Raw genomic sequence first — 23,644 nt, 5'->3', positions numbered from 1 at the left:
CGTGCCGAGACCCCGGAAGCGGTTTTTGCTGAGGAGGCTCGGCCGAACGTCCGTGGAAAGCGGAGCAGTTCCCTTCACCCTCCTGCACCACAACTTAAATGACAGAGCATCGTAAATCTTAATTTGTATGAGAATAGCAACAATCTTTGCGAAAACAGCAAAAAAAAGCCCAACCCAATACCAAATGGGCTGGACTTAAAAATCCCTGACAGTCTTTGATCTTTTTTTCTTTTGTCTTTGAATGAAAGGGAGAGCATATAACATGAAGGCTGCGATATGGGCGAAAGCAAGGTTTGCGACAAAAAGCCCCCAAAGGGTTACATGTCCCCAGCCACCGAGTTCAGGTACGGCTACATAGTAGATAAATACTGACCATAACGCTATAACGAATGGGATGTGAAGAACAGCCCATTTACGATGCTCGACCCAAAGAAATAGCGGTGTTGCCGTTGCGACGAATAGGTATACAAGAAAGACATCCATTTCCATTCCTCCAATTCTTTAGTAAACGCTTTCAATTGTGGCGAAAAAAAGAATAATTTGTGAACGTTTTGTTACAATTAGTATACTACATCTTGAGAAAATTTCCAGCCTATTTAACATCTTTTTGACTACTTTTCTAAAAATTAGTTAAAAAGTAATGAAATGAAGCGTTTTCATACATAATAATTGGAAATCTAAAACTACTGTTTACATACCTTCCCTTATTTCATTCGTTTCCTATCCTTTACCCCATTTATTGAAAATTAAAAAATCCGGTGTACAGGGCATCTAAAACATAGTACGATTGAAAAATCTTATTTTTTGAGAGGAGGATATTATTATGGCCAAGAAAGATCAATGGACTTCTAAGATTGGATTTATTCTGGCAGCGGCAGGTTCTGCCATCGGCCTCGGCGCCATCTGGAAATTCCCTTATATGGCCGGTGCGAATGGCGGGGGTGTTTTCTTCTTGCTCTTTATTCTATTTACTGTCTTAATCGGTGCCCCCATTCTTCTCGCTGAGTTTGTCATCGGAAGGCGCGCAGGAGCAGATGCTGTCACTTCATATAAAATACTGGCCCCGAATTCGAAATGGCACTGGATCGGATACTTGGGAACAGTGGTATCGTTTATCATCCTATCCTTTTACAGTGTGGTTGGCGGATGGATTCTTTCTTATTTAGGAAGAAGTGTGACCGGTTCCCTGATCGGCAAGACGCAACAACAATATGGGGCGTTATTTGAAAGTATCATAGCGAACCCTAAGGAAGTGCTGATTGCACAGTTTGCCTTCATCGTCATGACCGTTCTTGTCGTACAAGGCGGCATTCAAAAAGGCATCGAACGTGCAAGTCGCTATATGATGCCGGCATTATTCATCCTATTTATCATTTTAGTGATCAGGTCCCTAACGCTTGAAGGAGCGATGGAAGGTGTCCGCTTCCTGTTACTTCCTGATTGGAGTTATTTGAATGGAGAGACGGTGTTACTTGCTCTCGGACAGGCATTCTTTGCATTGACCGTGGGTCTGTCCGTCATGGTGACATATGCCTCTTATCTGTCGAAGAATGACAGTATGCCAAGGTCTGCCATCAGTGTGTCAGGTCTGAATATCTTTATCTCGTTACTTGCAGGATTGGTCATTTTCCCCGCTGTATATGCACTGGGCTTTCAACCCGATGAAGGTCCCGGGATTGCTTTTGTCGTCCTTCCTGCCGTTTTCAATGAAATTGCGTTCGGTGGCATATTCTTAACTGTGTTTCTAGTCCTGTTACTCTTTGCCACACTGACCTCTGCTTTTTCCATTCTTGAGATTGGGGTCGCTGCCCTTTCCAAAGGAAATCAGAAGAAACGGATGCCCTTTACATGGCTGATCGGGATCCTTGTATTCATCGCAGGCATACCAAGTGCCCTTTCATTTGGTGTATTCAATGAATTCCTGATCGGCGGGAAGAACTTCTTTGACTTTGCCGATTATATAACGAGCAACTTTGGTTTACCGATCGGCGCACTGCTCATCTCAATATTTGTATCCTATCGTTTAAAACGCGAAGACGTCTGGAACGAACTACAATCGGGTTCGTCCATTTCAGAAGGTCTCTTCAACAGCTGGATCTTCCTTCTGCGCTACATCGTGCCGGTCGCCATCTTACTTGTTTTCTTATCGTGATTGCTGGTCCGTCCCTCAAAATAGAGGGACGGACCTCTTATTTATGTAACATTTTGTTCACGGATTTCCGGGCTAATTTTTTCCATATGGTGATAAAATATAGATATAAGAAAGGTAATTTATGAGGAGGGACTTTGGTATGTCACATTTTGGTGAGAATCTGAAAAGGGTAAGAGAAGAGCGGAAATTGTCTCGACAGGAGCTTGCTTTACGAGCACGATTGGGAACGAAAACGATTGAGAAATATGAGTCTGATCTGCAGATTCCTGATACACAAACGATCCTTAAACTTTCTACCGTTCTTGATATCCCCGCTTCCGAGCTCATGGAACGAGAAGTGAAAGAACATCCTCCAGCAGGGGTAGATTCAGAGATTGAACAGCTGATTAAAGAAATCGGTACGAAGCGGACAAAGCTTATCCTTCGTAAAGCCAAAGAATTCACGGAAGAAGATTTTCTGCGGGTGATGCAGATGTTATACGAATTGAAATACGAAAAAACCGAGCCATAAAAAATTTTCCTGAAATGATGTATAAAAAGAAAATAAAGCGGTCATACTGAAAATAAGCTTTCTAAGTATTCCCCCTTTTGTTTTCATTTGTTGGACGATCATTAGGATCGTCCTATTTTTTTTGCCTTCATAAGGGCGCGGGGCATCCATCGTGAATGGATGCCCCGCGCCTCTTTATTTTCGTTTAACTGTGATTCTGCACAAACCGCTTCATCCGTTTCACGGCTTCCTGCAGCTGTTCCATGCTTGAAGCATATGAACAGCGGATATAACCTTCCCCGCCCTTGCCAAATACATTGCCGGGCACTACCGCTACTTTCTCTTCCATAAGAAGTTTCTCTGCAAATTCCTCTGAAGACATCCCTGTTTTCTGGATGGAAGGAAATGCATAGAATGCTCCCCCCGGTGTATGACAGTTTAACCCACATTCGTTCAGGGAATCGACGAAATAGTGACGTCGATGACGGTAGCTCCTCTTCATTTCCAGTACATCGTCCATTCCTTTATCCAGTGCCTCGACTGCAGCGTATTGAGCAGGCGTGGACGCACACATCATCCCGTACTGATGGATCTTCAATAGGGATGATGCGATTTCTTCAGGTGCACATATATACCCGAGTCTCCAACCTGTCATGGCAAACCCTTTCGAAAAACCGTTGATGAGAATGGTTCTGTTTCTCATGCCATCTAAAGAAGCAATCGATACATGGTGATGATCATAGGCAAGTTCGGAATAAATTTCATCCGAGAAGACGACGAGATCATGCTCTTTGATTACCGTAGCAAGACGCTCTAAATCCTCCCTTTCAAGGACCGTCCCCGTTGGATTATTAGGCGAGCAAAGCAGTACAGCCTTTGTCCGTGGCGTAATGGCTGCTTCCAGTTCTTCAGCCGTGACCTTGAAGCCATTTTCCGCCTTGGTTTCCACCGTTACAGGTACTCCCCCTGCCAATTGCACAAGAGGTACGTACGAGACGAATCCCGGCTCCACTACAATGACTTCATCCCCCGGATCAATGATTGCACGCATACTGATATCGAGTGCTTGTGAGGCACCGACCGTCACGATGATTTCCGTTTTCGGGTCATAGTCGACGGCGTACCCATTTTTCATATACCGGCCGATCTTTTCTCTCAGCTCCAGAAGTCCTGCGTTCGCTGTATAGGAGGTATACCCCTGCTCTAATGAGAGAATGGCTGCTTCCCGCACCGTCCAGGATGTAATGAAATCCGGCTCTCCTACACCGAGTGAAATGACCCCTTCCATATTGGCTGCAAGGTCGAAGAATTTTCTGATTCCAGAAGGCTTCAAGTTTTTCACGGATTGAGCTATGTACGATGTCTTCGTTGTCATGGTGACACCACGATTCTTCTATCTTCTCCATGATCCCCGAAGATCGTTCCATCATGCTTGTACTTCTTCAATTGGAAATGGGTGGTTGTCGATAAAACAGAATCCAAAGTAGACAGCTTTTCTGACACAAACGTTGCTACTTCATGCATGGATCGGCCTTCAACCGTCACAGATAGATCATACGCACCAGACATCAAGTAAACGCTTTTCACTTCTTTATAACGATAAATACGATGGGCCACCTCATCAAAACCGACACCCCTTTTTGGAGCGACCTTCACATCAATCATCGCCGTAACTCCTTCATGTCCTTCCACCTTTGACCAGTCGACTACAGAACTGTATCTGACAAGTACATTTCCTTTTTCGAGTTTCTCGATCACCTCCTCGATATCTTCAGTCGATACTTGAAGCATTTTCCCTAGATCCTCAGTAGGTATCCTGGCATCCTTTTGTAAAATCCTTAGTAAATCAAGCTCTATTTCTCTCAGTTGCATTCTTCTTCCTCCTCATCGCCACTAAATGGTTTCATTATATCAGAAGTCACGTATATGAAAAGAGCCATCATGAAGGTTATTTTCCCCTTTCCTTACACAGGATATGTTACAACTTTCAATTCAGGGTGTTAAATACTGAAATACGGGTAAAATACCAGTAAACTAACAGAGAGGAGTGACGAAGTATGCAAGAACCCGATTTCGCAAAAGTGGTACAGGTGAATGGTGCCAATGTTTATTTTGAACATCACCAGCATCCTAGTGCCTCAGAAACCTTCGTCCTTCTTCATGGATTTCTATCATCAACCTTCAGCTTTAGACGGCTTACCCCTCTATTGAAAGAGAATTATAATGTCATTTCCATCGATCTCCCTCCCTTTGGGAACAGCGAGAAGAACAATCGTTTTATCTACTCCTATGACAACCTGGCGAATACAGTCATCGCCTTATTGGACCATCTCAATGTAAGTAACATTCATTTAACAGGTCACTCCATGGGTGGTCAGATTGCTTTGAACGTAATGAAAAAAGCACCAACACTTGTCGAAAAAGGTGTCCTTCTTTGCAGTTCGGGCTATCTCAAAAAAATGAATTGGCCAGTAACAATGCTGAGTCACATCCCCTTTTTCCACCTTTATGTAAAACTGTGGCTAACACGGTCAGGTGTTCGAAATAATCTTGAAAATGTGGTACATGATTCTACAATGATTGACGATGAAATGATGTTTGGATATTTGAAACCCTTTCTTGAGGATGATATTTTCAAGGCCTTAACGAGGATGATACGAGATCGTGAAGGAGATTTGTCAGTCAATGAGCTGAGGAACATCCAAACTCCCTGCCTTCTCATTTGGGGAGAGCATGACAGGGTGGTGCCTCTATCGACGGGACACAGACTGAAGCAAGATATCCCGGATTCAAAGCTTGTTGTGTTAAAAGAGACGGGACATCTTGTCCCTGAAGAAAAGCCAATGGAAGTATTGGGACATATACATGAATTTGTCTCTTCGACTGCAAACGACCTTTCAAATGATACTCATACAGAGCCTATCTTTCAAAAAGGACTTTCCCAAACGCTCATTTCCGAAACGTAGGGGGAAGTCCCCTTTTCTGTCGTGAACCACTAAAGATCAGTCTCGATGAGCTTAGCGAGCAGTCATTCGTCCCAGCTTAGAAGGATAATCGATAAACATATCATTTTCATCTTTTTTATTTACATCATATGATAATAGGAGCAACTACATAAATGAAAGGGGAACATACGGTGAGTAAATTCGAAGAAATCATTGACCGGAAAGGGTCCTCCTCGGTTAAGTGGGACCTTACGAAGACAGTGTTTGGTAAAGAAGATGTCCTTCCCATGTGGGTGGCAGATATGGATTTCCTTCCGCCACAAAACGTATTGGAAGCCCTTGAAACCAGACTGAAGCATGGAATTTTTGGTTACACCTTTGTTGGAGATAAGACAGCAACGAGCATCAAAGATTGGTTACAAAAGCGCCACGGCTGGCAAATTGAAACGTCCTGGCTACAATACAGCCCAGGGGTCGTTCCTGCCATTTCAACCATCATCCAGGCACTTACCATCCCAGGGGACAAAGTGCTCGTTCAATCACCAGTGTATACCCCATTTTTCAATTTGGTGGAAGATAACGGACGGGAAATTGTAAATGCTCAATTGGATTATCATGATGGAAGCTATTCCATCGACTATCAAGCATTCGAAGAATCCCTTCAAACCGGCGTGAAACTCTTTCTCCTCTGCAACCCCCACAATCCAAGCGGACGGGTGTGGAAGAAGGAAGAACTGACGAAGATGGCTGAACTATGTCACAAGCACGATGTGGTGATTGTGTCCGATGAAATTCATTCCGATTTGGTTTATAAAAGTCATTCCCATATTCCACTGGCATCTCTACATGAAACATACAGAGATAGGACGATTACCTGTATTGCACCAAGCAAGACCTTCAACCTTGCCGGACTACAGGCTTCTGCGATGATTACCTCCAATCCAGATATTCGTGAGAAAATTGCTTCCGTTCATAAGAAACAGGGGTTCTTTACCCTCAACACATTTGGAATTATCGGTATGGAAGCCGCTTATCGCCATGGAGAGCAATGGCTGGAGGAAATCCTCGAGTATTTGCAGGAAAATGTAAAAGTGACAGCTGCATTCATAGAAGAACACCTTCCCGGGTTGAAGCTTGTAAATCCGGAAGGCACCTATTTACTATGGATTGATTGCACAAATTTGAACCTATCCGATGAAGAGCTAAAGAGTCGCCTGCTGGATCAAGGGAAACTTGCCTTAGAACCAGGCACGAAGTACGGTCCTGGAGGAGAAGGATTTGTTCGTATGAATATCGCTTGTCCACGGGAGACCCTTATGGATGGGCTTGAAAGATTAAAGGTCGCTCTCGGTTCATAACCAAAAAATGTACCAGGTACACTTCAACGCTTGTGTACCTGGTACATTTTTTATTTCTTATCACTCTTTATCACGCCGCATGCAATGCGCTTCCCAGAATCCCCTGAAGGCTGCGTCATTCCATCGTCCTTGTTTTCGTCAATTACCAGCGAAGTACCCTCTTTTGTGAACAGGGATGTTTTCCCTTTGGATAGTGTCACCGTTGAAGCCATAAGTGTCACCTTCACGGTCCCATCTTCCCCTACTATAAGATTGGGCAAATCCCCACCATGAGCCCCTTCAGGGTGAAGAAGTCCATGCTTTTTATCATCCGGATTAAAATGATTCCCCGCCGATGCGAAATCAGGCCGCTTGCAAACCCCTTTTTCATGTATATGGATACCATGTTCACCCTGAGGCAGCCCCTCAAGATCCAATCCTATTTCCACCCCGTCGGATTGCTCCTGCAGGGTAGCTTTCCCTAAAGAATCACCGTTTTCATTTTTCATTTCAACTTCGACCTTTTTAGGATTCTCAATGGCACACCCACTCGCAAGGACCATGATCATGATCATATATAATAGTGATACTCTTTTCATATCGCCTTTTCCTCCATATCTGAATGCTCTTTCACCATTGTTGACTCCCAGGGTAAAAAATATTCCTATTTTAGTGAAGAGCCGTTGTATGAAGAAAGTCGAGCAAACAAAAACACGCTCCAAGGCGTGTTCTGAATTCGTTATTCTGTTCTTTTCTGGACCCGGGCTTCCTCTTCCAATCTTTTGGTCTTCAATTCTTCGCGCTTTGAAATTTTCTGGATGATCCGGAAGGTTACAAGGGCAGCGACCATGAAGATGGCCATCGTGATGCCGGCGGGGATATATTCGGACTTATCTTCAGGAAAGTAGAGAAATAAGTTTAATACAAATGAAGTAAGCATAGTAAGCTCCTTTCAAAAAACAACTCTTTGTCCATTATAACAACACTGCAACGAACAAACCAACTCTCATTTGCCCCTTTTTTAACGATTTAATGAACGGTTATCCGACAATTTCCGAGGAAATACTCTTTTATTTTATACAATAAAAAGAGCTGTGGAACAGGTTCCACAGCTCTTCGACGATTATTTTACAACTTTGATGCTTTCAATCACAACATCTTCTTTCGGAAGGTCGTTTGCACCAACTTCAACGTTTGCGATTTTATCTACAATGTCCATACCTTCCACCACTTGCCCGAACACAGTGTGCTTCTGGTCAAGCCAAGGTGTCCCGCCGTTTTCCATATAGGCGTCGATGATTTCTGCCGGAAATCCTGCAGATTTCATTTGATCTTCCAATTGAGGATCGATGTCACTTTTCTGCACGATGAAGAATTGACTTCCATTCGTATCAGGGCCGGCATTCGCCATAGAAAGGGCACCGCGAAGATTGAATAATTCCGGTGAAAATTCATCTTCGAATGACTCACCATAGATACTCTCTCCACCCGTACCGTTCCCATTAGGGTCTCCGCCCTGGATCATAAAGTCTTTGATGACACGGTGGAATTTCAATCCGTCATAATAACCATCTTTACTATGAGTGATGAAGTTTTCCACGGTTTTAGGGGCCTGTTCCGGGAAAAGCTTGATTTTGATCGTTCCCATAGATGTTTTCATTTCCACTAATTTTTCGTTTTCAGCAACTTCTGTTGTAAGCTGAGGATATGTCATGTTTTCATCTCCTTTGGTTTCTTCTGCAGTCTTCTGACTCTTGTCTTCTTTTGGCTGTTCTTTTGTAGTATCTCCCTTTTCTGTTTGTCCACAAGAGGCAAGAACTAAACCCAGGAGACATAGGGTGACGATCATTAAACGCTTCATATATGTACCTCCACATGTTACCTTTATAGTAGTAAATTACAAAGTGCCAATCTGTACTCATTATAATAGAGTTTGATGCAATAGAGGAGGCTTTTTATGAAAAACATTGAAATTGGTGATTATGTCACAGCTTTTTATAAAACCGGTAAATATGTAGGGGAAGTCACAGGAGAGCGTCCTGGTGTATATGTAGTAAGGATCCTCGCTGTCTTAAAGCATCCAAGACAAGGAGACTTGCACAACCCCAAGGAAGTGGACGTACCTTTATTTCATGAACGAAAGGCCCTCGCCCACGGTGAGCGTGCCAACATCCCAGAGAAAACGGTCAAACCATATGAAGGGGAGATCCCTGATTACAATGCATCATTGATCGATTCCTACACGGCATTAAAGGACGAGCTGGAACAGGCCGCTTCTCTCCATGCAAGAAAAAGCCTTGAAACACTGCAATCCATCCAAAGGGAATACGAACTGATGTATAAACTGACATTTTAAATCAAGACGAGGGACGGACCTTCATGTTGAAGGTCCGTCCCTCGTCTTGTCATGCGAGCTGGTTATAGAATTTGGAGAGGTCGATTCGATCACCGATGGTGGTGGGTTCGGCTTTATCGAGGTATTTTTTGTCCTTTTCTACGAGGTTGTAGATATGTTGGGTGGTGAGGGCGTCATCTAATGCTTTATGATGCTTTCCAACTCCCTCCCTCCCGTATTCCTGTACCGCTTTCCACAGGCCCGTTTGGTTTTGATCACCAAAGAAGCGTTTGTATTCCATGGACAGATCCACGAATTGAGCTTGGAAAGGAAATGGAAGTCCTGACTGTACACAGTTATCACGCAGTACCTTCATATCCATATTTCCCCACGTCACTACCTTCGCGACTCCCGCGGCATTTAATCCGTTAAAATAATCAATCAGACATTGAAACGATATTCCTGAGTCCACTTCATTCTGGCTGATGGATAAAAATCGTTTACACCGGTTCGTTAATTTCGGAAACGCAGTCGGCCTCACATAAGAGGAAAACGTATCTGATACTTTCCCACTCTCTACCACCACTACCCCAGCTTCGATGATTTCAGGGAAGAAACCTTTGGGGACTCTATTTCGTTCAGGCATAGAAAACTCAAAATCTATAAACACCAGCTGTTCCGCTTTCGCCACTTAAACTCCCTCCTCAAAATGTAGATAAGACAAGACCCCAATTCATCTATAATAAAAGAATTTTTTCACGATGATGGCTGTATTTCATATTTTGCTTGCTTTCTCCAAACGGAGAACCGCCCGTTTAATGGACTGACGCACATTTACTCCATACTTCTTATTCTTACATTATATCATGTTACATCTGGAAATTATGACTGATTCCCTGTTTTCACGATGAATAAATGTGATTCGGTGGACTATGGAGCAAATCTTTAATAAAATGAATATTTAGGTATACGAAATAAAAAACATACAGAAGGTGTTAACCATTTCAAACAAGAAGAAGAATCTGACAATCATGCTTATGGCCAATTTCTTAGTAGCGGCAAGTGCGACGATGGTGCTTCCCTTTTTATCTCTCTATATTGAAACCTTTGGCACTTATAGTCACGAATATGTGCAGCGCTGGTCAGGGTTTGTCTTCGGGGTAACGTTCTTGACCGCCTTCTTCATTTCCCCTTTATGGGGCCGGATCGGGGATCGTTTTGGATATAAGCCCATCCTGCTCATCACAGGATACGGGATTGCCACCTCCATTTTTCTCATGGGGTTTATGGATTCCGTATGGGGACTGTTCATTCTGCGGATGATGATGGGTGCGGTGACAGGCTTCATTCCTACATCCATGGCTCTGATCTCATCCCAGACCCCGAAGGAAGAAGCAGGACGGACACTCGGCACTCTCCAGATGGGGACAGTCTCAGGAGGACTATTCGGTCCAGTCATTGGTGGGCTTTTAGCTGATAATGTAGGGTTTTCCTACACATTCATCTTTACCTCCATCGCTATTGCTGTTGCTGCAACGGTCGTATTGGCAGGAATAAATGAGGAGCGAAGCAAGGAACAACGGGATCAACGGAACAAATATTCCAGTAAACAAGTCCTTCAGCATATCTTCAGCCATAAATTGCTCGTTACGGTGCTATTGCTGTCACTTATTATCCAAGTGGCGAACTTCAGCATACAGCCGCTCCTTGCCCTGTATGTAGATGAACTCACCTCTTCTAGTAATCTGGCATTCTTGGCGGGGATTGCCTTTTCGGCTACAGGTTTCGGGAATTTGATTGCAACGAGAAGATGGGGACAACTCGGTGATGACATCGGCTATGAAAAGGTATTATCAATCCTTCTCGTTCTTGCCTCTATTTTCATCGTTCCACAGGCCCTGGCAGTTGAACTATGGCAGCTTGTCCTGTTCCGCTTCCTGTTCGGGATTGCCATCGGCGGTATGATTCCTTGCGTCACTGCGTATATTCGGCAGGAAGCACCCCTTAGCATGCAGGGGGAAGTCCTTGGATATAATCAAAGTTTCCGTTTTCTTGGGAATGTGATCGGGCCGGCATTTGGCGGTATCGTCTCCGGGTATATTGGCATTTCTTCCGTATTTTATGTAACAGGTGCTTTATTCTTGGGGGCATTTGGATTATTATGGTGGAGTATACGTCATTCTGGAACAACCAGCCATGTGAAAGATTACTAGAAAAGTAGAGTGAAATATGAGAGTTTTTGCAGGTTATATTACGGTGATCAGCTTTATGCTCATCTTTTTTATCACATTATTTTTTGCGACCGACGAATGGAATAAGGTACAAAGCTTTCAACAGGAATTGGAGCATGCCGTGAGCGCCGATACGGTCGATCTGAACCGCACCAGCCTTCTTCTCGACAAAGATGGCAGAGTGTTTTCAGAGGTGAATCGTCCTTATCGCCTCTATGTACCGGATGAAAAGATCCCGCCGTTTCTAAAGGATATCCTAGTCGCTTCAGAGGATCAGCATTTTTACGAGCACGTAGGTTTCGATGCAGGTGCCATCCTCCGGGCCGTTGTGAAAAATCTGGTGTTCACCCACATCCAGCAGGGAGGAAGCACCATCACACAGCAGCTGGCCCGGAATCTATATCTGGGACAGGAAAAAACATACAATCGTAAATTGACAGAGTTATTCTACGCCCATGAAATTGAACAAACTTTATCAAAGGATGAAATTTTGGAATTATATATGAATGTGATTTATTTCAGTAATGGAGTATATGGGATCGAGACAGCTTCCCAATACTACTTTCAGAAGAGTGTCGCCGAGCTGAATCAAGCTGAGATGGCGTTTATCGCTTCAATTCCAAATAATCCGGGGAAATATGATCCCGTTGACCATTTCGATCAAACAAAAGTTCGTCAGGAACGACTGCTTGATATTCTTGTGAGTACGCAGAAATTATCCAAAGATGAAGCGGAGAAATTAAAGAAGGTACCAATCTCCCTGAATGTCCGTAAGAAAACCGACCTTTATCCTGATTATGCCTTTTATGTTGAGAATGAGTTAAAAGAACTGATCGCTCGGAATGAAGGTTATGTGCTAGACATGGCTAACGCTTCTTCTCCAGAGGAAAAGAAAAAAATCGGAGAGAAGCTCGATGATCGTTATCAAGAAGTGATTTCGTCCGGTGTCCGGATTCAAACAGCGTTGAACCCCGCTATTCAAAAAAAGAGCATCAGTGCTCTGAATGCACAGTTGAATATGGAACTGCAGGGGGCCACCGTCACCATCGACAACAAGACAAGGACCATCGTCGCCTTATCCGGAGGCAGGAACTACAAGAAGTACAACTTCAATCATGCGTTTCAGGCGTTCAGGCAACCCGGTTCAGCGATTAAGCCACTCCTTGTTTACGGTCCATATATCGAAAAATTCAAGGCTGGCATCAATGATAAGGTGAACGCCAATCAGTATTGTGTAGGCGAATATTGTCCGATCAACTATGGTGGAGCCCAGCCGGGTACCGTAACATTACAACAATCCATGGCGCAGTCATATAACGGGTCGGCGGTTCGACTCATGGAAAAAGTCGGCGTTGAAAAAGCCTTCCAATCCATAGCCCCTTTTTCCTTTGAAAAGGTGATAAAAGAAGACAAAACCTACGCCGCTTCCATCGGTGGATTCACATATGGGATGAGCCCCCTGGAATTGACGGATGCCTATACCTCATTTATTGATGGGAACTACCAGGCGAGCCATGCCATCCTTCACGTAAAAGACAATAACGGTAAGATTCTTTATCAATGGAAGAATGAACCGAAGAAAGTATGGTCAGCAGACACCACATCTAAAATACGCAAAATGCTTAATGAAGGAGCCAAAACAGGCACCGGAAGAGCCGCTTACGTATCCAGGCCCTATGTTGGCATCAAAACCGGCACGACCAATAACTACCATGATTACTGGGTGATGGGCTTAACCGACACCCTTACGACAGGCGTATGGGTCGGCCACGATATCCCCCGTGATATGAGTGGTATCGAACAGCAGCGTCCAAGTCACAAAATATGGAAAAGTATTATGGAATGACCTCCTGATCCTTTTAAAAAAGAGTCTGCAGCATTTGCTACAGACTCTTTTCCGTTATAATTTCACCTTCGACATGATCGGTAAACTTGCCATCACTCCGTTATAAAGCTTCAGAAACACAAAGAAAATCGTCAGAAACAACGATGACCATGAAAACACCTGCAGACTCACCACTCCGAAGATTCCCCATTTCGAGAGGGACGGACTTATTTTATACACAAAGTAGATAAAATAGGCTACGGAACTTATGGCAAAGATGATAGATAAACCGAGAAAAGACTTTAAACTCAGGACAGAAACCAGGCCACCCAAAAAATAAATCATGGACCCTGAACGAACAAGATTGTATAACTCGCCATCCGAATCAGTCGCAAAGAACAGCATGGAGACGCCATTGATTGTCTCAGCAATCAGTTTAAGAGCAGCAAACACCATGAAAAAGGCAACCATCAACAAGATCAAGATGGCCAGCTTAAGCTGAATTTCTGATAAAAACTCCCGCATCCCGGGATAAACCCCGATTTTCTTAAATACATCAACGAATACTTCCACAGCATATACGGAGAAAGTAAGGCTGAATAATAAGATTGAAAAAAGAGGCAGATAACTTGTTAAGTATGTATTTTTCAATTAAAACTCTCCCATAACGATTCTTCATCACTCTCATCATAATCGTTTATGGGAATCTTGAAAAGGGTATAGAAACAGAAGGAACAATGACAATATGCCTATCCCGACTTATCGCCCATAAACACGAAAATGTCCTTTCTCTATTGGAAGAAAGGACATCCTTATTGCTGAAATTGCGAATGAGGAACGACTCTGATGTACTCTCTTGACCCGAACGGTTGCCTTCCGCGGATGGGTTCTTTCGTCAACTCTTCTTCCACTTCCTCTGTCTCACCATATTGCACCGGCGTAATATTCATACTCGTCGGATCTTCGGTTTCAATGATACCGCGATTAAACCGGTCTTCGGTTTCAACCAGCCATGCAAAGCCAAAAAAAGCAAAAAATATGGTCGTAACCGCTACTGTTTTCTTTTTCATAACTTCACCACCTTATGGATAGGATTCACCAAATTAACCGAAACTATTCTGTAAGTGTCCGGACAAACGGATAAAATCCAACAAATTTTTCATCGTACATTTCCGTCTGTCTTCATATTTAATACTTCTTGAAAGTTGTGATATGAATGGGATGCTGAGTAATGCAAGCATTTATTTTTTACGTTATAATGCTTTTTAGGGTTCAGCTTCGGTCAAGGTTTTGCAGAATGTTGCCAGTTTATGAATAGTGTTGGCATATAGACCATGCCTGAGAATAAATGAATTTGATATGAGGGGGGTTTTACATGACTTTATTACATTGGGCAATCGTATCGCCTTTTTTATTTGCGATACTCATTCCATTTCTGTATAAAGCGTTTCGGAATGTACATACCGGCTGGTTCGTACTATTATTGCCAGTAGCTTTATTTACGTACTTTTTTCAATTCATCTCCATTACGAAAGCTGGGGATACCGTCAAGGAAACCTTGGAGTGGATGCCTTCCTTCGGGATCAACTTCATCGCCTATGTCGATGGGCTCGGATTACTGTTTGCCATGCTCATCACGGGGATCGGTTCACTGGTTGTCCTTTACTCGATTTATTACTTAGATAAGAAGAAGGAGCAATTACATAACTTTTATGTGTACTTAATGATGTTCATGGGAGCGATGCTTGGTGTTGTTCTATCAGACAACTTGATCGTTCTATATATGTTCTGGGAATTCACGTCCATTTCTTCATTCTTATTGATCGGTTACTGGTATCACCGGGAGCGTTCACGTTACGGCGCACAAAAATCCATGCTTATTACGGTATTTGGCGGACTGAGTATGCTTGGTGGATTCCTGCTGCTCTATCTGATGGGCGGAACCTTCAGCATCAGGGAATTAGTCATGCAGGCTGATCAGCTCATGACACAGGCACTATTCCTTCCTGCATTGCTTTTAGTACTGTTGGGGGCTTTCACGAAATCTGCTCAGTTCCCGTTTCACATCTGGCTGCCTGATGCCATGGAAGCACCTACACCGGTCAGTGCGTATCTGCATTCTGCAACCATGGTAAAAGCCGGGATCTACTTGGTTGCCCGCTTGAGTCCTGTTTTCGCGGAATCCAGCGTTTGGTTATGGCTTGTTGGCGGTGTCGGGATCTTCACTTTATTCTGGGGTTCCTTCAATGCCGTGAAACAAACGGATTTAAAAGGGATCCTTGCATTCTCCACCGTCAGTCAACTCGGTCTCATCATGTCCTTGTTGGGAGTGGGGGCTGCGGCTCTTCACAACACAGAGCTGGATACGAACATCTATATGGTGGCAACACTCGCAGCTGTATTTCATTTGATTAACCATGCAACGTTTAAAGGAAGTTTATTCATGGTCGTGGGAATCGTCGATCATGAAACAGGTACCCGGGATATCCGGAAACTTGGCGGGCTGATGAACTTCATGCCCATCACGTTCACTATTGCCATCATCGGAGCCTTCTCCATGGCAGGACTTCCTCCATTCAACGGCTTCCTTTCCAAAGAAATGTTCTTTACGGGAATGGTCAGGGTCCTTGAAATGGATATCTTCAACTTAGATACATTCGGGATGATCTTCCCGCTTCTTGCCTGGGTAGGAAGTGTGTTCACGTTTATCTACAGCATGATCCTGGTTTTCAAAACCTTTACAGGGAAGCACCAGCCCGAGAAGCTCGAAAAGAAACCTCATGAAGCGCCTCTCGGCATGTTGATTTCACCGATCATCCTGGCTTCACTGGTTATCATATTCGGTTTCTTTCCGAATATCCTGTCAGAACGGATCATTGCGCCGGCAGTGGCTGCCATCACTCCGAGTCTGATTCAGGAAGGACATGCCGTTGAAACACATATTTCATTCTGGCATGGATTTACACCCGAGTTATTCATGACTCTTGGTGTTATTCTTTTTGGAATCCTTTTGTACCTTCTGCTTCCTTCTTGGAAAAAGGTATACTCATGGATCCCTGAGCGCATGACGCTGAACTCTTTCTATGATGGAGGGTTGATCAGGAGCGAACGCGGTGCCAAAAACTTTACGAGCGGCTATATGACAGGATTCATTCGAACTTACCTGGTATACATCTTCTCGTTTTTGATTGCCATTTCCCTTTTTGCCCTATGGTTTAAAGGCGCTTTCGCAATCAATACGAAAGAACTGGCTCCGGTCGGGGTATATGAAATTGCCATCGCCCTTCTTCTCGTGATCAGTTCGGTTACCATACTGTTCGCGAAATCACGATTAACATCGATCATTTCGCTTGGAGCTGCAGGCTATACGGTTTCACTATTTTTCGTCTTATTCCGTGCACCGGATTTAGCCCTGACACAACTGGTCATCGAAACCGTGTCAGTGGCCCTGTTCCTCCTTTGCTTCTATCACCTGCCTCAATTAAGCAGGCACGAAGAACGGATGAGGTTCAAACTGGGGAATGCTCTTATTTCCATCGGGGTAGGAGTGGTGGTCACTTTGTTTGCCATCTCGTCCTACAGTTCGAAGATGTTTGAATCCATTTCAAAATACTATATTGAAAATACCCATGATAAAGCCGGCGGGGAAAACATGGTCAACGTCATCCTCGTAGACTTCCGTGGGTTTGATACAATGTTTGAAATTTGCGTCCTTGCCATTGCGGCACTCGGCATATTCTCAATGATCAAATTGCGCCTTACAAGGAGGGATGAAGGATGAAAACAAAAGTAAAAACGAATGATGTCATCCTGCAAACCGTTACCAATGTGGTCGCATTCATCATCATCCTGTTCTCACTAAGACTCTTCTTCTCGGGCCACTACACTCCCGGGGGAGGATTCATCGGAGGCTTGATGACGTCGGGAGCCATTGTGTTACTGTTACTGGCTTATGATATCAAAACCGTCGCTACCATCTTACCGGTGGATTACAAGATCATCACGGCCATCGGTCTGTTATTCTCCGTGGCGACAGGGGCAGGGGCTTTATTATTCGATGTCCCTTTCCTCACTCATGCATATGATTATTTTCACCTTCCCCTTTTAGGGAAGACATCATTGCATACAGCCGTGCTTTTTGACACCGGGGTGTACCTGGTTGTCATCGGGGTCACCATGACCATTATTCAAACGATTGGGGTGAGTGAATAATGGAAATCATCATGGCCGTAGTGGTAGGAGTCCTATTTACAAGCGCCGTATACTTAATGTTATCCAAGAGCTTACTCCGGATCATCATCGGGACCGCTCTATTAAGCCACGGTGCCCATTTATTGATCCTTTCTGTGAGTGGTCTTAAAGGGGGAGCCGCACCTCTTCTCGGGGAACATGCTAAAGACTATGTCGATCCCCTGCCCCAGGCATTGATCCTGACGGCGATCGTTATCAGTTTTGGAGTGACCGCTTTCTTCCTTGTTCTCGCTTATCGGGCATATCAGGAACTGGGCACGGATAATATGGATCAGATGAGAGGTAACGAAGGAAATGACTAACTTATTGATACTACCGATTCTAATCCCGTTATTCACGGCGATTATCTTAATGTTTATAAGCAAATACGTGAAAGTGCAACGAGGGGTTTCAGTCCTGTCTACACTCCTTACCGTCGTAACATCCCTAGTATTGATTAATACAGTACACCAGGACGGAATCCAGACGGTTAATCTGGGGAGCTGGGTCGCACCCTTTGGTATCACCCTTGTTTCGGACATGCTTTCGGCATTGCTCGTGACGACGACAAGCATCATTACGCTTGTTGTTCTGCTCTATTCGTTTAAGTCGATTGGAATTGAACGTGAAAGGTTCTACTACTACCCCGTCGTTCAATTCCTGCTCGTTGGCGTGAACGGCGCCTTTACGACGGGGGATATTTTCAACCTTTTCGTCTTTTTCGAAGTAATGCTGATGAGTTCATACGTCCTGTTGGTTCTGGGAGGAACGAAGGCGCAGCTGCGTGAAGGAATCAAATACATTCTCGTGAATGTCATTTCTTCCGCTTTGTTCGTCATCACCGTCGCATATTTGTATTCCGTTGTCGGAACACTCAACATGGCGGATATTTCAAGAAAGATAGCCGAAGTGGATCAGCCGGGTATCGTAACGGCGATTGCCATCCTGTTCCTATTGGTATTTGGTCTTAAGGGTGCGATCTTCCCTCTATACTTCTGGCTGCCGGGTTCTTACTATGCACCACCTACACCGGTTCTGGCGTTATTCGGAGCGTTGCTTACGAAAGTCGGGATCTATTCGATTCTACGAACATACACATTATTTTTCTATCATGATACCGGATTTACACATGAGATCCTCGCCATGCTTGCCATACTGACCATCGTCCTCGGCTGTATCGGCGCCATAGCCTATTGGGATGTTAAGAAGATCATCATCTATAACATCATCATTGCAGTGGGTGTGATCTTGTTCGGGGTATCAACCATGAACCCTGAAGCGTTAGAGGGTGCCATTTATTATCTTGTTCATGACATGATCATCAAAGCCGCTTTATTCCTTCTCGTCGGGGTCATGATTGCCATAACCGGCACAGCCAACTTAAAGAAAATGGGCGGATTGATCAAGGAATATCCTTGGCTGGGGTGGACGTTTCTCGTCGCTGCATTCTCCCTTGCGGGTATCCCCCCTTTAAGTGGATTTATCGGGAAGCTCTTAATTTTACGGGGAAGTTTTGCTGCAGAAGCCTATGTAGGAGCTGGTGTCGTTCTCGCATCGAGTCTGTTGGTCCTCTATTCAGTCATCAAGATCTTCCTGAATGGTATATGGGGAACCCCGAAGGAATATAAGGGGGCATCCAAAGAAGATGCGCGTTATCTATGGATGACTTCTGCCATACTTGTTGTGCTGGCCGTTTGTTATGGCCTTGGTGCAGAAGCGATGCGCCCTCTCTTCTCACAAGCAACCGAAGTACTGGTGAATCCGGAACTATATATAGACGCAGTGTTAAAGGAGTAATGTAGAATGGCTTTTCAAATATTATTAAACTTTTTCCTGGCCTTTGTCTGGATGTTTCTTTCGGTATCCTTTACTTCTCAGTCATTCATTATTGGCTTTTTACTAGGATTGCTTGTTATCTTTGCATTCAGAAGATTTTTCAATTCCCGTTTTTATCTTTTGCGGGTGGCTGCAGTGATCAGCTTATTCTTTTTATTCATGAAGGAGCTGATCCTCGCCAACATATCGGTTTTAAAAACCATTTTGAGACCGAAGCTTGATTTTCAACCGGGTATTTTCGCCTTACCGACAGAATTAAAGACCGATTGGGAAATTACGCTATTAGCGAATCTTATTACACTGACACCCGGAACACTCGTTATGGATGTTTCGTATGACAATAAGATTCTTTATGTTCATGCCATTGATATTCCCGATGTGGATGAAGCTATCAATGAGATCAAAGATTCCTTTGAGAAAGCCATCATGGAGGTGAGCCGCTAATGTTACACATTATTTTTCAAATTACGTTACTATGCGTCTCCCTGTCCATGCTCGGCCTGGTTTACAGAGTGGTGAAAGGTCCTACTACCCCGGACCGGGTCGTGGCACTGGACGCAATTGGCATCAACCTGATTGCCATCATCGCCCTCGTGTCCATGATGCTCGATACGTACGCTTTTCTCGAAGTCATTCTGCTTCTCGGGATCCTTGCTTTCCTCGGTACCGTTGCCTTTTCAAAGTTCTTAGAGAAAGGGGAGATCATCGAACGTGAGCGAGATCATTAGATTTCTCATCGGATTTTTCTTAGTCATTGGAGGGTTTCTGAGCCTGGTCACAGCTTTCGGCTTATTGAGACTTCCGGATGTATATACGCGGAACCATGCTGCTTCAAAAAGTGCGACGCTTGGGGTCATGTCGATTTTGCTTGCGACTTTCCTTTACTTTTATCTGGAGCACGGGCATATCAATTCAAGACTGATCCTTGCCATCATCTTCATTTTTGTCACTGCACCAGTCGCCGGACACCTCATTTCAAGGGCTGCGTACAATTCAGGCGTCAAGCTCTGGGACAAAAGTGTTCGGGATGACTTAAAGGATAAAGAACAATACGAGCGCCAGAACAGTTCATCATAAACACAATAAAAAAGGCTTGTCCCCGACTAAATCAGGGGCAAGCCTTTTTATATTGCCTATCGCTGGTACAAGTGATCTTCCACGCTTCCATCCTGCTTATGCACGACCAGTGTACCGAAATGATCCGTCACATAGTCCTTTGCCTTGGAAAGGAGCTTGTCCTTCGTGTCCTCCACCAGGATGGCTCTCTTTCCGTCTGCCTTTTTCAACTGCCATCCGTCGTCATGAGGGGTGACGTGATACTCGGTCTTTTCACTTGTGTTTCCCTCTTCGGATTTATGGGCCTGATCAGTGGCGATGGCAATCGCCCTTCCCTCTTCATATCCTTCATCCAGAAGGGCATTGGCGATTTCTATCGCTTTATTCCTTACATCCACAGGCAGGTTCTTCAGTGAATCAGGGTAATCATTTTTGGTCCAACTCATAGGTATTGGCCTCCTAATAGATTCATTAGTAGTTGATTTCCCATTTTTTCACTGTTTAAACCTTTTATCCGATTATCGTTTCGGAACGACCGCCATTGTGCATCGTGATACACAGATTAATTGATCATCCTCATCTGTGATCTTAATATCCCAAACCATTGTTGTTCTCCCCTGATGCATGACGGTCCCAGTCGCAGTTACAATGCCTTCACGTTTTGCTTTTATATGGTTCGCATTGATTTCAAGGCCGAAGCAGATTTCTTTATCAAGGTCGATCAATTGTACCGCCCCTACACTTGCCACCGTTTCCGCAAGGGCAACAGAAGCCCCGCCGTGAAGAAAACCGAACGGCTGCCTCGTATTTTCATTTACAGGCATCGTCGCTATGACATTTCCTTTTCCTAATTCTACAAATTCAATCCCTAACGCACCGATTAATGTATTTTCCGTATTCACATGAATCACCTCATATAATAGTCTTCTCTACTATCTGTTCGAGAAAGGCTATGAAAATCCTCTATTTTCCCTGTCTTAACCGCTATGATGAATAATCCAGTGCACAATTTCATACATTTCCTTAGAGCATTTCTACAGAAAGGGGTTTTTGTTATGTACCGGTACCATCCTTTTTACCCGCCTGTTCAACGCCCCTACTCACCTATCCACTCCAGGGCACAACCAATGCCCTCATATATCCGGAACTATCCACCTGTCGAAACCAAAACGTTCATGTCTTCGGCAGGGAAAACATTGAGTCTAATGGGAGATGCCCAGAAAGTACTCCAAAAAATCAACACATCCAAAGAATTCTCATCGAAATTCATGAACGCTGCACAGCAATCGAACTTACCTGAAGTACATAAGCTACTTCAAACCATCGGTACAAGGGTACAGCCGGTTGTGTCGTTCAATCCGGATGGTGTGCGCCTCGTCTTTGATGAAAAACTGGGGCAGGTGGATTGCTGTCATTTGATCGTGATCGTCAGGTGGATGTAAAAGAAAAGAAGCAAGGGCGCACCCTTGCTTCTTTCCTTTTATAAAATGATCGCTGCAATCCAACCAAACAGGATCAGAGGGATATTATAGTGTAAAAAGGTCGGGACGCATGTATCCCAAATGTGATTATGCTGTCCATCCGCATTCAGTCCAGCTGTCGGTCCAAGCGTACTGTCAGATGCAGGAGACCCTGCGTCACCAAGTGCACCTGCAGTCCCGACAATCGCGATTGTCGCAAGGGGACTGAATCCCAGCTCCATGGCAAGAGGGACGAAGATGGCTGCGATGATCGGAATCGTCGCAAAGGAAGAACCGATTCCCATTGTCACGAGAAGCCCAACCACCAGCATGATGAGCGCAGCCAATGCCTGGTTACCTCCTATGACGTCAGCCGTCGCCTTCACAAGTGTTTCGACATCTCCTGTTTCTGATACTACTGCCGCAAAACCTGATGCGGTGATCATGACAAAGCCGATGAATGCCATCATTTTCATCCCTTCATTCAGTAACCCATCTGCCTCTTTCCATTTGACCGATCCTGAAATATACAGGACGGCAATACCAGCCAGGGCACCAAAGATCATGGATTCTAGCTGAAGTTGGACGTATAAGGCAACTACAATGGAAATGAGGGCGAAAATCATCGCTCTTTTATTGTAAACGACCTTTTCCTCTGCAACCACTTCTTCTGCTTCACTGTAGTCTCTTGGTTTGCGGTAACTCACAAACACGGCAGTCAGTAACCCGATCACCATTCCTCCTACAGGGAGAAGCATCGCTTTCGGAATATCGCTTAAATTGATTTCCATTCCACTCGAAGCCATGTTTTGTGCGATGATTTCGTGGAACTGCAATCCGAACCCTACTGGTAATAGAATATACGGAGCCGTCAATCCAAACGTAATCACGGTTGCAATTAATCGTCTATCGATACGTAACTCTGTCATCACCTTCAATAAAGGCGGGATCAAAATCGGGATAAAAGCGATGTGAATCGGAATCACATTCTGTGAAAAACAAGCCATGATTAAAATGGATAAAACAATAAGTGCTTTCGATAAGGCTGCTTTCTTTGAATCTCCCTTTTTCCCAACGACCTTTAATACCCAGTCAACGAGTAGATTTGGGATTCCCGTATAGGAAATCGCGACTGCAAATCCACCCAATAGTGCATAACTCAAGGCAATGCTTGCCCCGCCGCTAATTCCTTCAGAAAAGACGGCTATCGTCTCGTCGAGTCCCAGTCCGCCGGTAAGTCCCCCTACTAACGCACCGGTGATCAGAGCGAATACAACGTTCACCCGTACCAGACTCAGTACAAGCATGACTAGAACCGCTATTACAACTGCGTTCATAACTACTTCCTCCTTATATGATCAATATACCGATTTGATATTTGCATCTTCCACTTGCTTTAGTTCGCTAAATTGGTAGAGTAATAAAATCACGATTTCAACTTTAACAAGATAAAGAGTGTTTGTCAATACTTTAGTAGGAGGAAAGATGGGGTGGGGATTTTTGTCATAATGAGGGATGTGCTTTATTACCATTAAGTGTTAATCTGCTGGATTTTTTAACGTTTCGGCTGAATTCGATCCAATTTCCGCTGGATCTTTTATCATTTCGGGTGGTTTATGACCTTAAACGGCCGCATTCTTAGTCAAGTCCTTAATATTGTGTAAATTCCTTGCTTGTCTTTTTCAACTATTAATCAGCTATAGCTATTCAATTCAACATTTTTTTGCGAAACTTCCATGAAGTAATT

The 23,644-nt window shown here is 44.2% G+C and carries 27 protein-coding genes; 15 read left to right on the top strand and 12 right to left on the bottom strand.

Annotation, left to right across the window (positions count from 1 at the left end; genetic code table 11):
* Positions 1–195 precede the first annotated feature (195 nt).
* On the bottom strand, positions 196–483 hold the full coding sequence (locus tag SLH55_RS22240) for a spore morphogenesis/germination protein YwcE (protein WP_320324499.1): 288 nt from the start codon (positions 481–483) through the stop codon (positions 196–198).
* A 340-nt stretch (positions 484–823) separates the two neighbouring features.
* Between SLH55_RS22240 and SLH55_RS22235 the strand changes: the two genes are divergently transcribed.
* Together SLH55_RS22235 and SLH55_RS22230 are read left to right on the top strand one after the other, a co-directional pair.
* Positions 824–2,152 (top strand): sodium-dependent transporter, encoded by a 1,329-nt coding sequence (locus SLH55_RS22235; protein WP_219166244.1) that lies wholly within the window; start codon positions 824–826, stop codon positions 2,150–2,152.
* Between the two features lie 139 nt (positions 2,153–2,291).
* Positions 2,292–2,663, top strand: a complete 372-nt coding sequence (locus tag SLH55_RS22230) for a helix-turn-helix transcriptional regulator (RefSeq protein WP_320324498.1) — start codon at positions 2,292–2,294, stop codon at positions 2,661–2,663.
* Between the two features lie 184 nt (positions 2,664–2,847).
* On the opposite strand, the gene SLH55_RS22225 is transcribed toward SLH55_RS22230, so the two are convergent.
* Positions 2,848–4,017 carry an aminotransferase gene (locus SLH55_RS22225; protein ID WP_320324497.1) on the bottom strand — a complete coding sequence of 390 codons (1,170 nt, stop codon included), beginning with the start codon at positions 4,015–4,017 and terminating at the stop codon, positions 2,848–2,850.
* Positions 4,014–4,514, bottom strand: a complete 501-nt coding sequence (locus tag SLH55_RS22220; protein WP_320324496.1) for an Lrp/AsnC family transcriptional regulator — start codon at positions 4,512–4,514, stop codon at positions 4,014–4,016. The genes SLH55_RS22225 and SLH55_RS22220 overlap by 4 nt, the downstream gene beginning before the upstream one ends.
* A 185-nt stretch (positions 4,515–4,699) precedes the next feature.
* Here SLH55_RS22220 and SLH55_RS22215 point away from each other — a divergent pair, with 185 nt between their 5' ends.
* Both SLH55_RS22215 and SLH55_RS22210 read left to right on the top strand, forming a co-directional pair.
* On the top strand, positions 4,700–5,608 hold the full coding sequence (locus SLH55_RS22215) for an alpha/beta hydrolase (RefSeq protein ID WP_320324495.1): 909 nt from the start codon (positions 4,700–4,702) through the stop codon (positions 5,606–5,608).
* A gap of 170 nt (positions 5,609–5,778) precedes the next feature.
* On the top strand, positions 5,779–6,945 hold the full coding sequence (locus SLH55_RS22210) for a MalY/PatB family protein (protein WP_320324494.1): 1,167 nt from the start codon (positions 5,779–5,781) through the stop codon (positions 6,943–6,945).
* Positions 6,946–6,995: 50 nt separating this feature from the next.
* On the opposite strand, the gene SLH55_RS22205 is transcribed toward SLH55_RS22210, so the two are convergent.
* The 3 genes from SLH55_RS22205 to SLH55_RS22195 all read right to left on the bottom strand — a co-directional run bounded on the left by SLH55_RS22205 (position 6,996) and on the right by SLH55_RS22195 (position 8,638).
* Positions 6,996–7,523: a superoxide dismutase family protein gene (locus tag SLH55_RS22205; RefSeq protein WP_219166238.1), complete on the bottom strand. Its 528-nt coding sequence runs from the start codon at positions 7,521–7,523 to the stop codon at positions 6,996–6,998.
* A gap of 140 nt (positions 7,524–7,663) precedes the next feature.
* Entirely contained in the window at positions 7,664–7,864 is a 201-nt protein-coding gene (locus SLH55_RS22200) for a hypothetical protein (RefSeq protein WP_219166237.1), read from the bottom strand.
* A gap of 183 nt (positions 7,865–8,047) precedes the next feature.
* Complete coding sequence (locus SLH55_RS22195; protein ID WP_257474899.1) at positions 8,048–8,638, bottom strand: peptidylprolyl isomerase; 591 nt, start codon at positions 8,636–8,638, stop codon at positions 8,048–8,050.
* A gap of 243 nt (positions 8,639–8,881) precedes the next feature.
* Here SLH55_RS22195 and SLH55_RS22190 point away from each other — a divergent pair, with 243 nt between their 5' ends.
* Entirely contained in the window at positions 8,882–9,280 is a 399-nt protein-coding gene (locus SLH55_RS22190; protein ID WP_320324493.1) for a kinase-associated lipoprotein B, read from the top strand.
* Positions 9,281–9,329: 49 nt separating this feature from the next.
* Here SLH55_RS22190 and kapD read toward each other — a convergent pair whose 3' ends face one another.
* Complete coding sequence (kapD, locus tag SLH55_RS22185; RefSeq protein ID WP_219166234.1) at positions 9,330–9,950, bottom strand: 3'-5' exonuclease KapD; 621 nt, start codon at positions 9,948–9,950, stop codon at positions 9,330–9,332.
* A gap of 310 nt (positions 9,951–10,260) precedes the next feature.
* Here kapD and SLH55_RS22180 point away from each other — a divergent pair, with 310 nt between their 5' ends.
* Both SLH55_RS22180 and SLH55_RS22175 read left to right on the top strand, forming a co-directional pair.
* A complete protein-coding gene (locus SLH55_RS22180; RefSeq protein WP_320324500.1) occupies positions 10,261–11,472 on the top strand; it encodes an MFS transporter in 1,212 nt (403 codons plus the stop codon).
* A gap of 16 nt (positions 11,473–11,488) precedes the next feature.
* Positions 11,489–13,336 (top strand): transglycosylase domain-containing protein, encoded by a 1,848-nt coding sequence (locus SLH55_RS22175; RefSeq protein WP_320324492.1) that lies wholly within the window; start codon positions 11,489–11,491, stop codon positions 13,334–13,336.
* 54 nt (positions 13,337–13,390) lie between these two features.
* On the opposite strand, the gene SLH55_RS22170 is transcribed toward SLH55_RS22175, so the two are convergent.
* A complete protein-coding gene (locus SLH55_RS22170; RefSeq protein ID WP_219166232.1) occupies positions 13,391–13,966 on the bottom strand; it encodes a DUF5366 family protein in 576 nt (191 codons plus the stop codon).
* A 161-nt stretch (positions 13,967–14,127) separates the two neighbouring features.
* Complete coding sequence (locus SLH55_RS22165; protein ID WP_219166231.1) at positions 14,128–14,385, bottom strand: hypothetical protein; 258 nt, start codon at positions 14,383–14,385, stop codon at positions 14,128–14,130.
* Positions 14,386–14,690: 305 nt separating this feature from the next.
* On the opposite strand from SLH55_RS22165, the gene SLH55_RS22160 reads away from it, so the two are divergent.
* Genes SLH55_RS22160 through mnhG form a run of 7 tightly spaced genes read left to right on the top strand, consistent with a single transcriptional unit; the run spans position 14,691 to position 20,458 of the window.
* On the top strand, positions 14,691–17,096 hold the full coding sequence (locus tag SLH55_RS22160; protein WP_320324491.1) for a Na+/H+ antiporter subunit A: 2,406 nt from the start codon (positions 14,691–14,693) through the stop codon (positions 17,094–17,096).
* Positions 17,093–17,527 (top strand): Na(+)/H(+) antiporter subunit B, encoded by a 435-nt coding sequence (locus SLH55_RS22155; protein ID WP_224945420.1) that lies wholly within the window; start codon positions 17,093–17,095, stop codon positions 17,525–17,527. The genes SLH55_RS22160 and SLH55_RS22155 overlap by 4 nt, the downstream gene beginning before the upstream one ends.
* Positions 17,527–17,868, top strand: a complete 342-nt coding sequence (locus SLH55_RS22150; RefSeq protein ID WP_219166228.1) for a Na(+)/H(+) antiporter subunit C — start codon at positions 17,527–17,529, stop codon at positions 17,866–17,868. Before SLH55_RS22155 ends, SLH55_RS22150 begins: the two co-directional genes overlap by 1 nt.
* A complete protein-coding gene (locus SLH55_RS22145; RefSeq protein ID WP_320324490.1) occupies positions 17,861–19,342 on the top strand; it encodes a Na+/H+ antiporter subunit D in 1,482 nt (493 codons plus the stop codon). The genes SLH55_RS22150 and SLH55_RS22145 overlap by 8 nt, the downstream gene beginning before the upstream one ends.
* 6 nt (positions 19,343–19,348) lie before the next feature.
* Entirely contained in the window at positions 19,349–19,825 is a 477-nt protein-coding gene (locus SLH55_RS22140) for a Na+/H+ antiporter subunit E (RefSeq protein ID WP_219166226.1), read from the top strand.
* Positions 19,825–20,109 (top strand): Na(+)/H(+) antiporter subunit F1, encoded by a 285-nt coding sequence (locus tag SLH55_RS22135; RefSeq protein ID WP_206856760.1) that lies wholly within the window; start codon positions 19,825–19,827, stop codon positions 20,107–20,109. The genes SLH55_RS22140 and SLH55_RS22135 overlap by 1 nt, the downstream gene beginning before the upstream one ends.
* Entirely contained in the window at positions 20,093–20,458 is a 366-nt protein-coding gene (gene mnhG, locus SLH55_RS22130; RefSeq protein WP_320324489.1) for a monovalent cation/H(+) antiporter subunit G, read from the top strand. The genes SLH55_RS22135 and mnhG overlap by 17 nt, the downstream gene beginning before the upstream one ends.
* Positions 20,459–20,514: 56 nt before the next feature.
* Here the strand turns inward: mnhG and SLH55_RS22125 are convergent, their stop codons facing one another.
* Positions 20,515–20,883: a DUF2188 domain-containing protein gene (locus SLH55_RS22125; RefSeq protein ID WP_320324488.1), complete on the bottom strand. Its 369-nt coding sequence runs from the start codon at positions 20,881–20,883 to the stop codon at positions 20,515–20,517.
* 72 nt (positions 20,884–20,955) lie between these two features.
* A complete protein-coding gene (locus SLH55_RS22120) occupies positions 20,956–21,339 on the bottom strand; it encodes a PaaI family thioesterase (RefSeq protein ID WP_320324487.1) in 384 nt (127 codons plus the stop codon).
* 153 nt (positions 21,340–21,492) lie between these two features.
* Here SLH55_RS22120 and SLH55_RS22115 point away from each other — a divergent pair, with 153 nt between their 5' ends.
* Entirely contained in the window at positions 21,493–21,879 is a 387-nt protein-coding gene (locus SLH55_RS22115; protein ID WP_320324486.1) for a hypothetical protein, read from the top strand.
* A 38-nt stretch (positions 21,880–21,917) separates the two neighbouring features.
* On the opposite strand, the gene SLH55_RS22110 is transcribed toward SLH55_RS22115, so the two are convergent.
* Complete coding sequence (locus tag SLH55_RS22110; RefSeq protein ID WP_219166221.1) at positions 21,918–23,234, bottom strand: Na+/H+ antiporter family protein; 1,317 nt, start codon at positions 23,232–23,234, stop codon at positions 21,918–21,920.
* Between the last annotated feature and the right edge of the window lie 410 nt (positions 23,235–23,644).

Origin of the sequence: Rossellomorea sp. YZS02 (genome assembly GCF_033963925.1) — a bacterium.
In the GTDB taxonomy this organism is placed as follows: domain Bacteria; phylum Bacillota; class Bacilli; order Bacillales; family Bacillaceae_B; genus Rossellomorea.
This window is presented reverse-complemented; position numbering and strand designations above follow the sequence as displayed.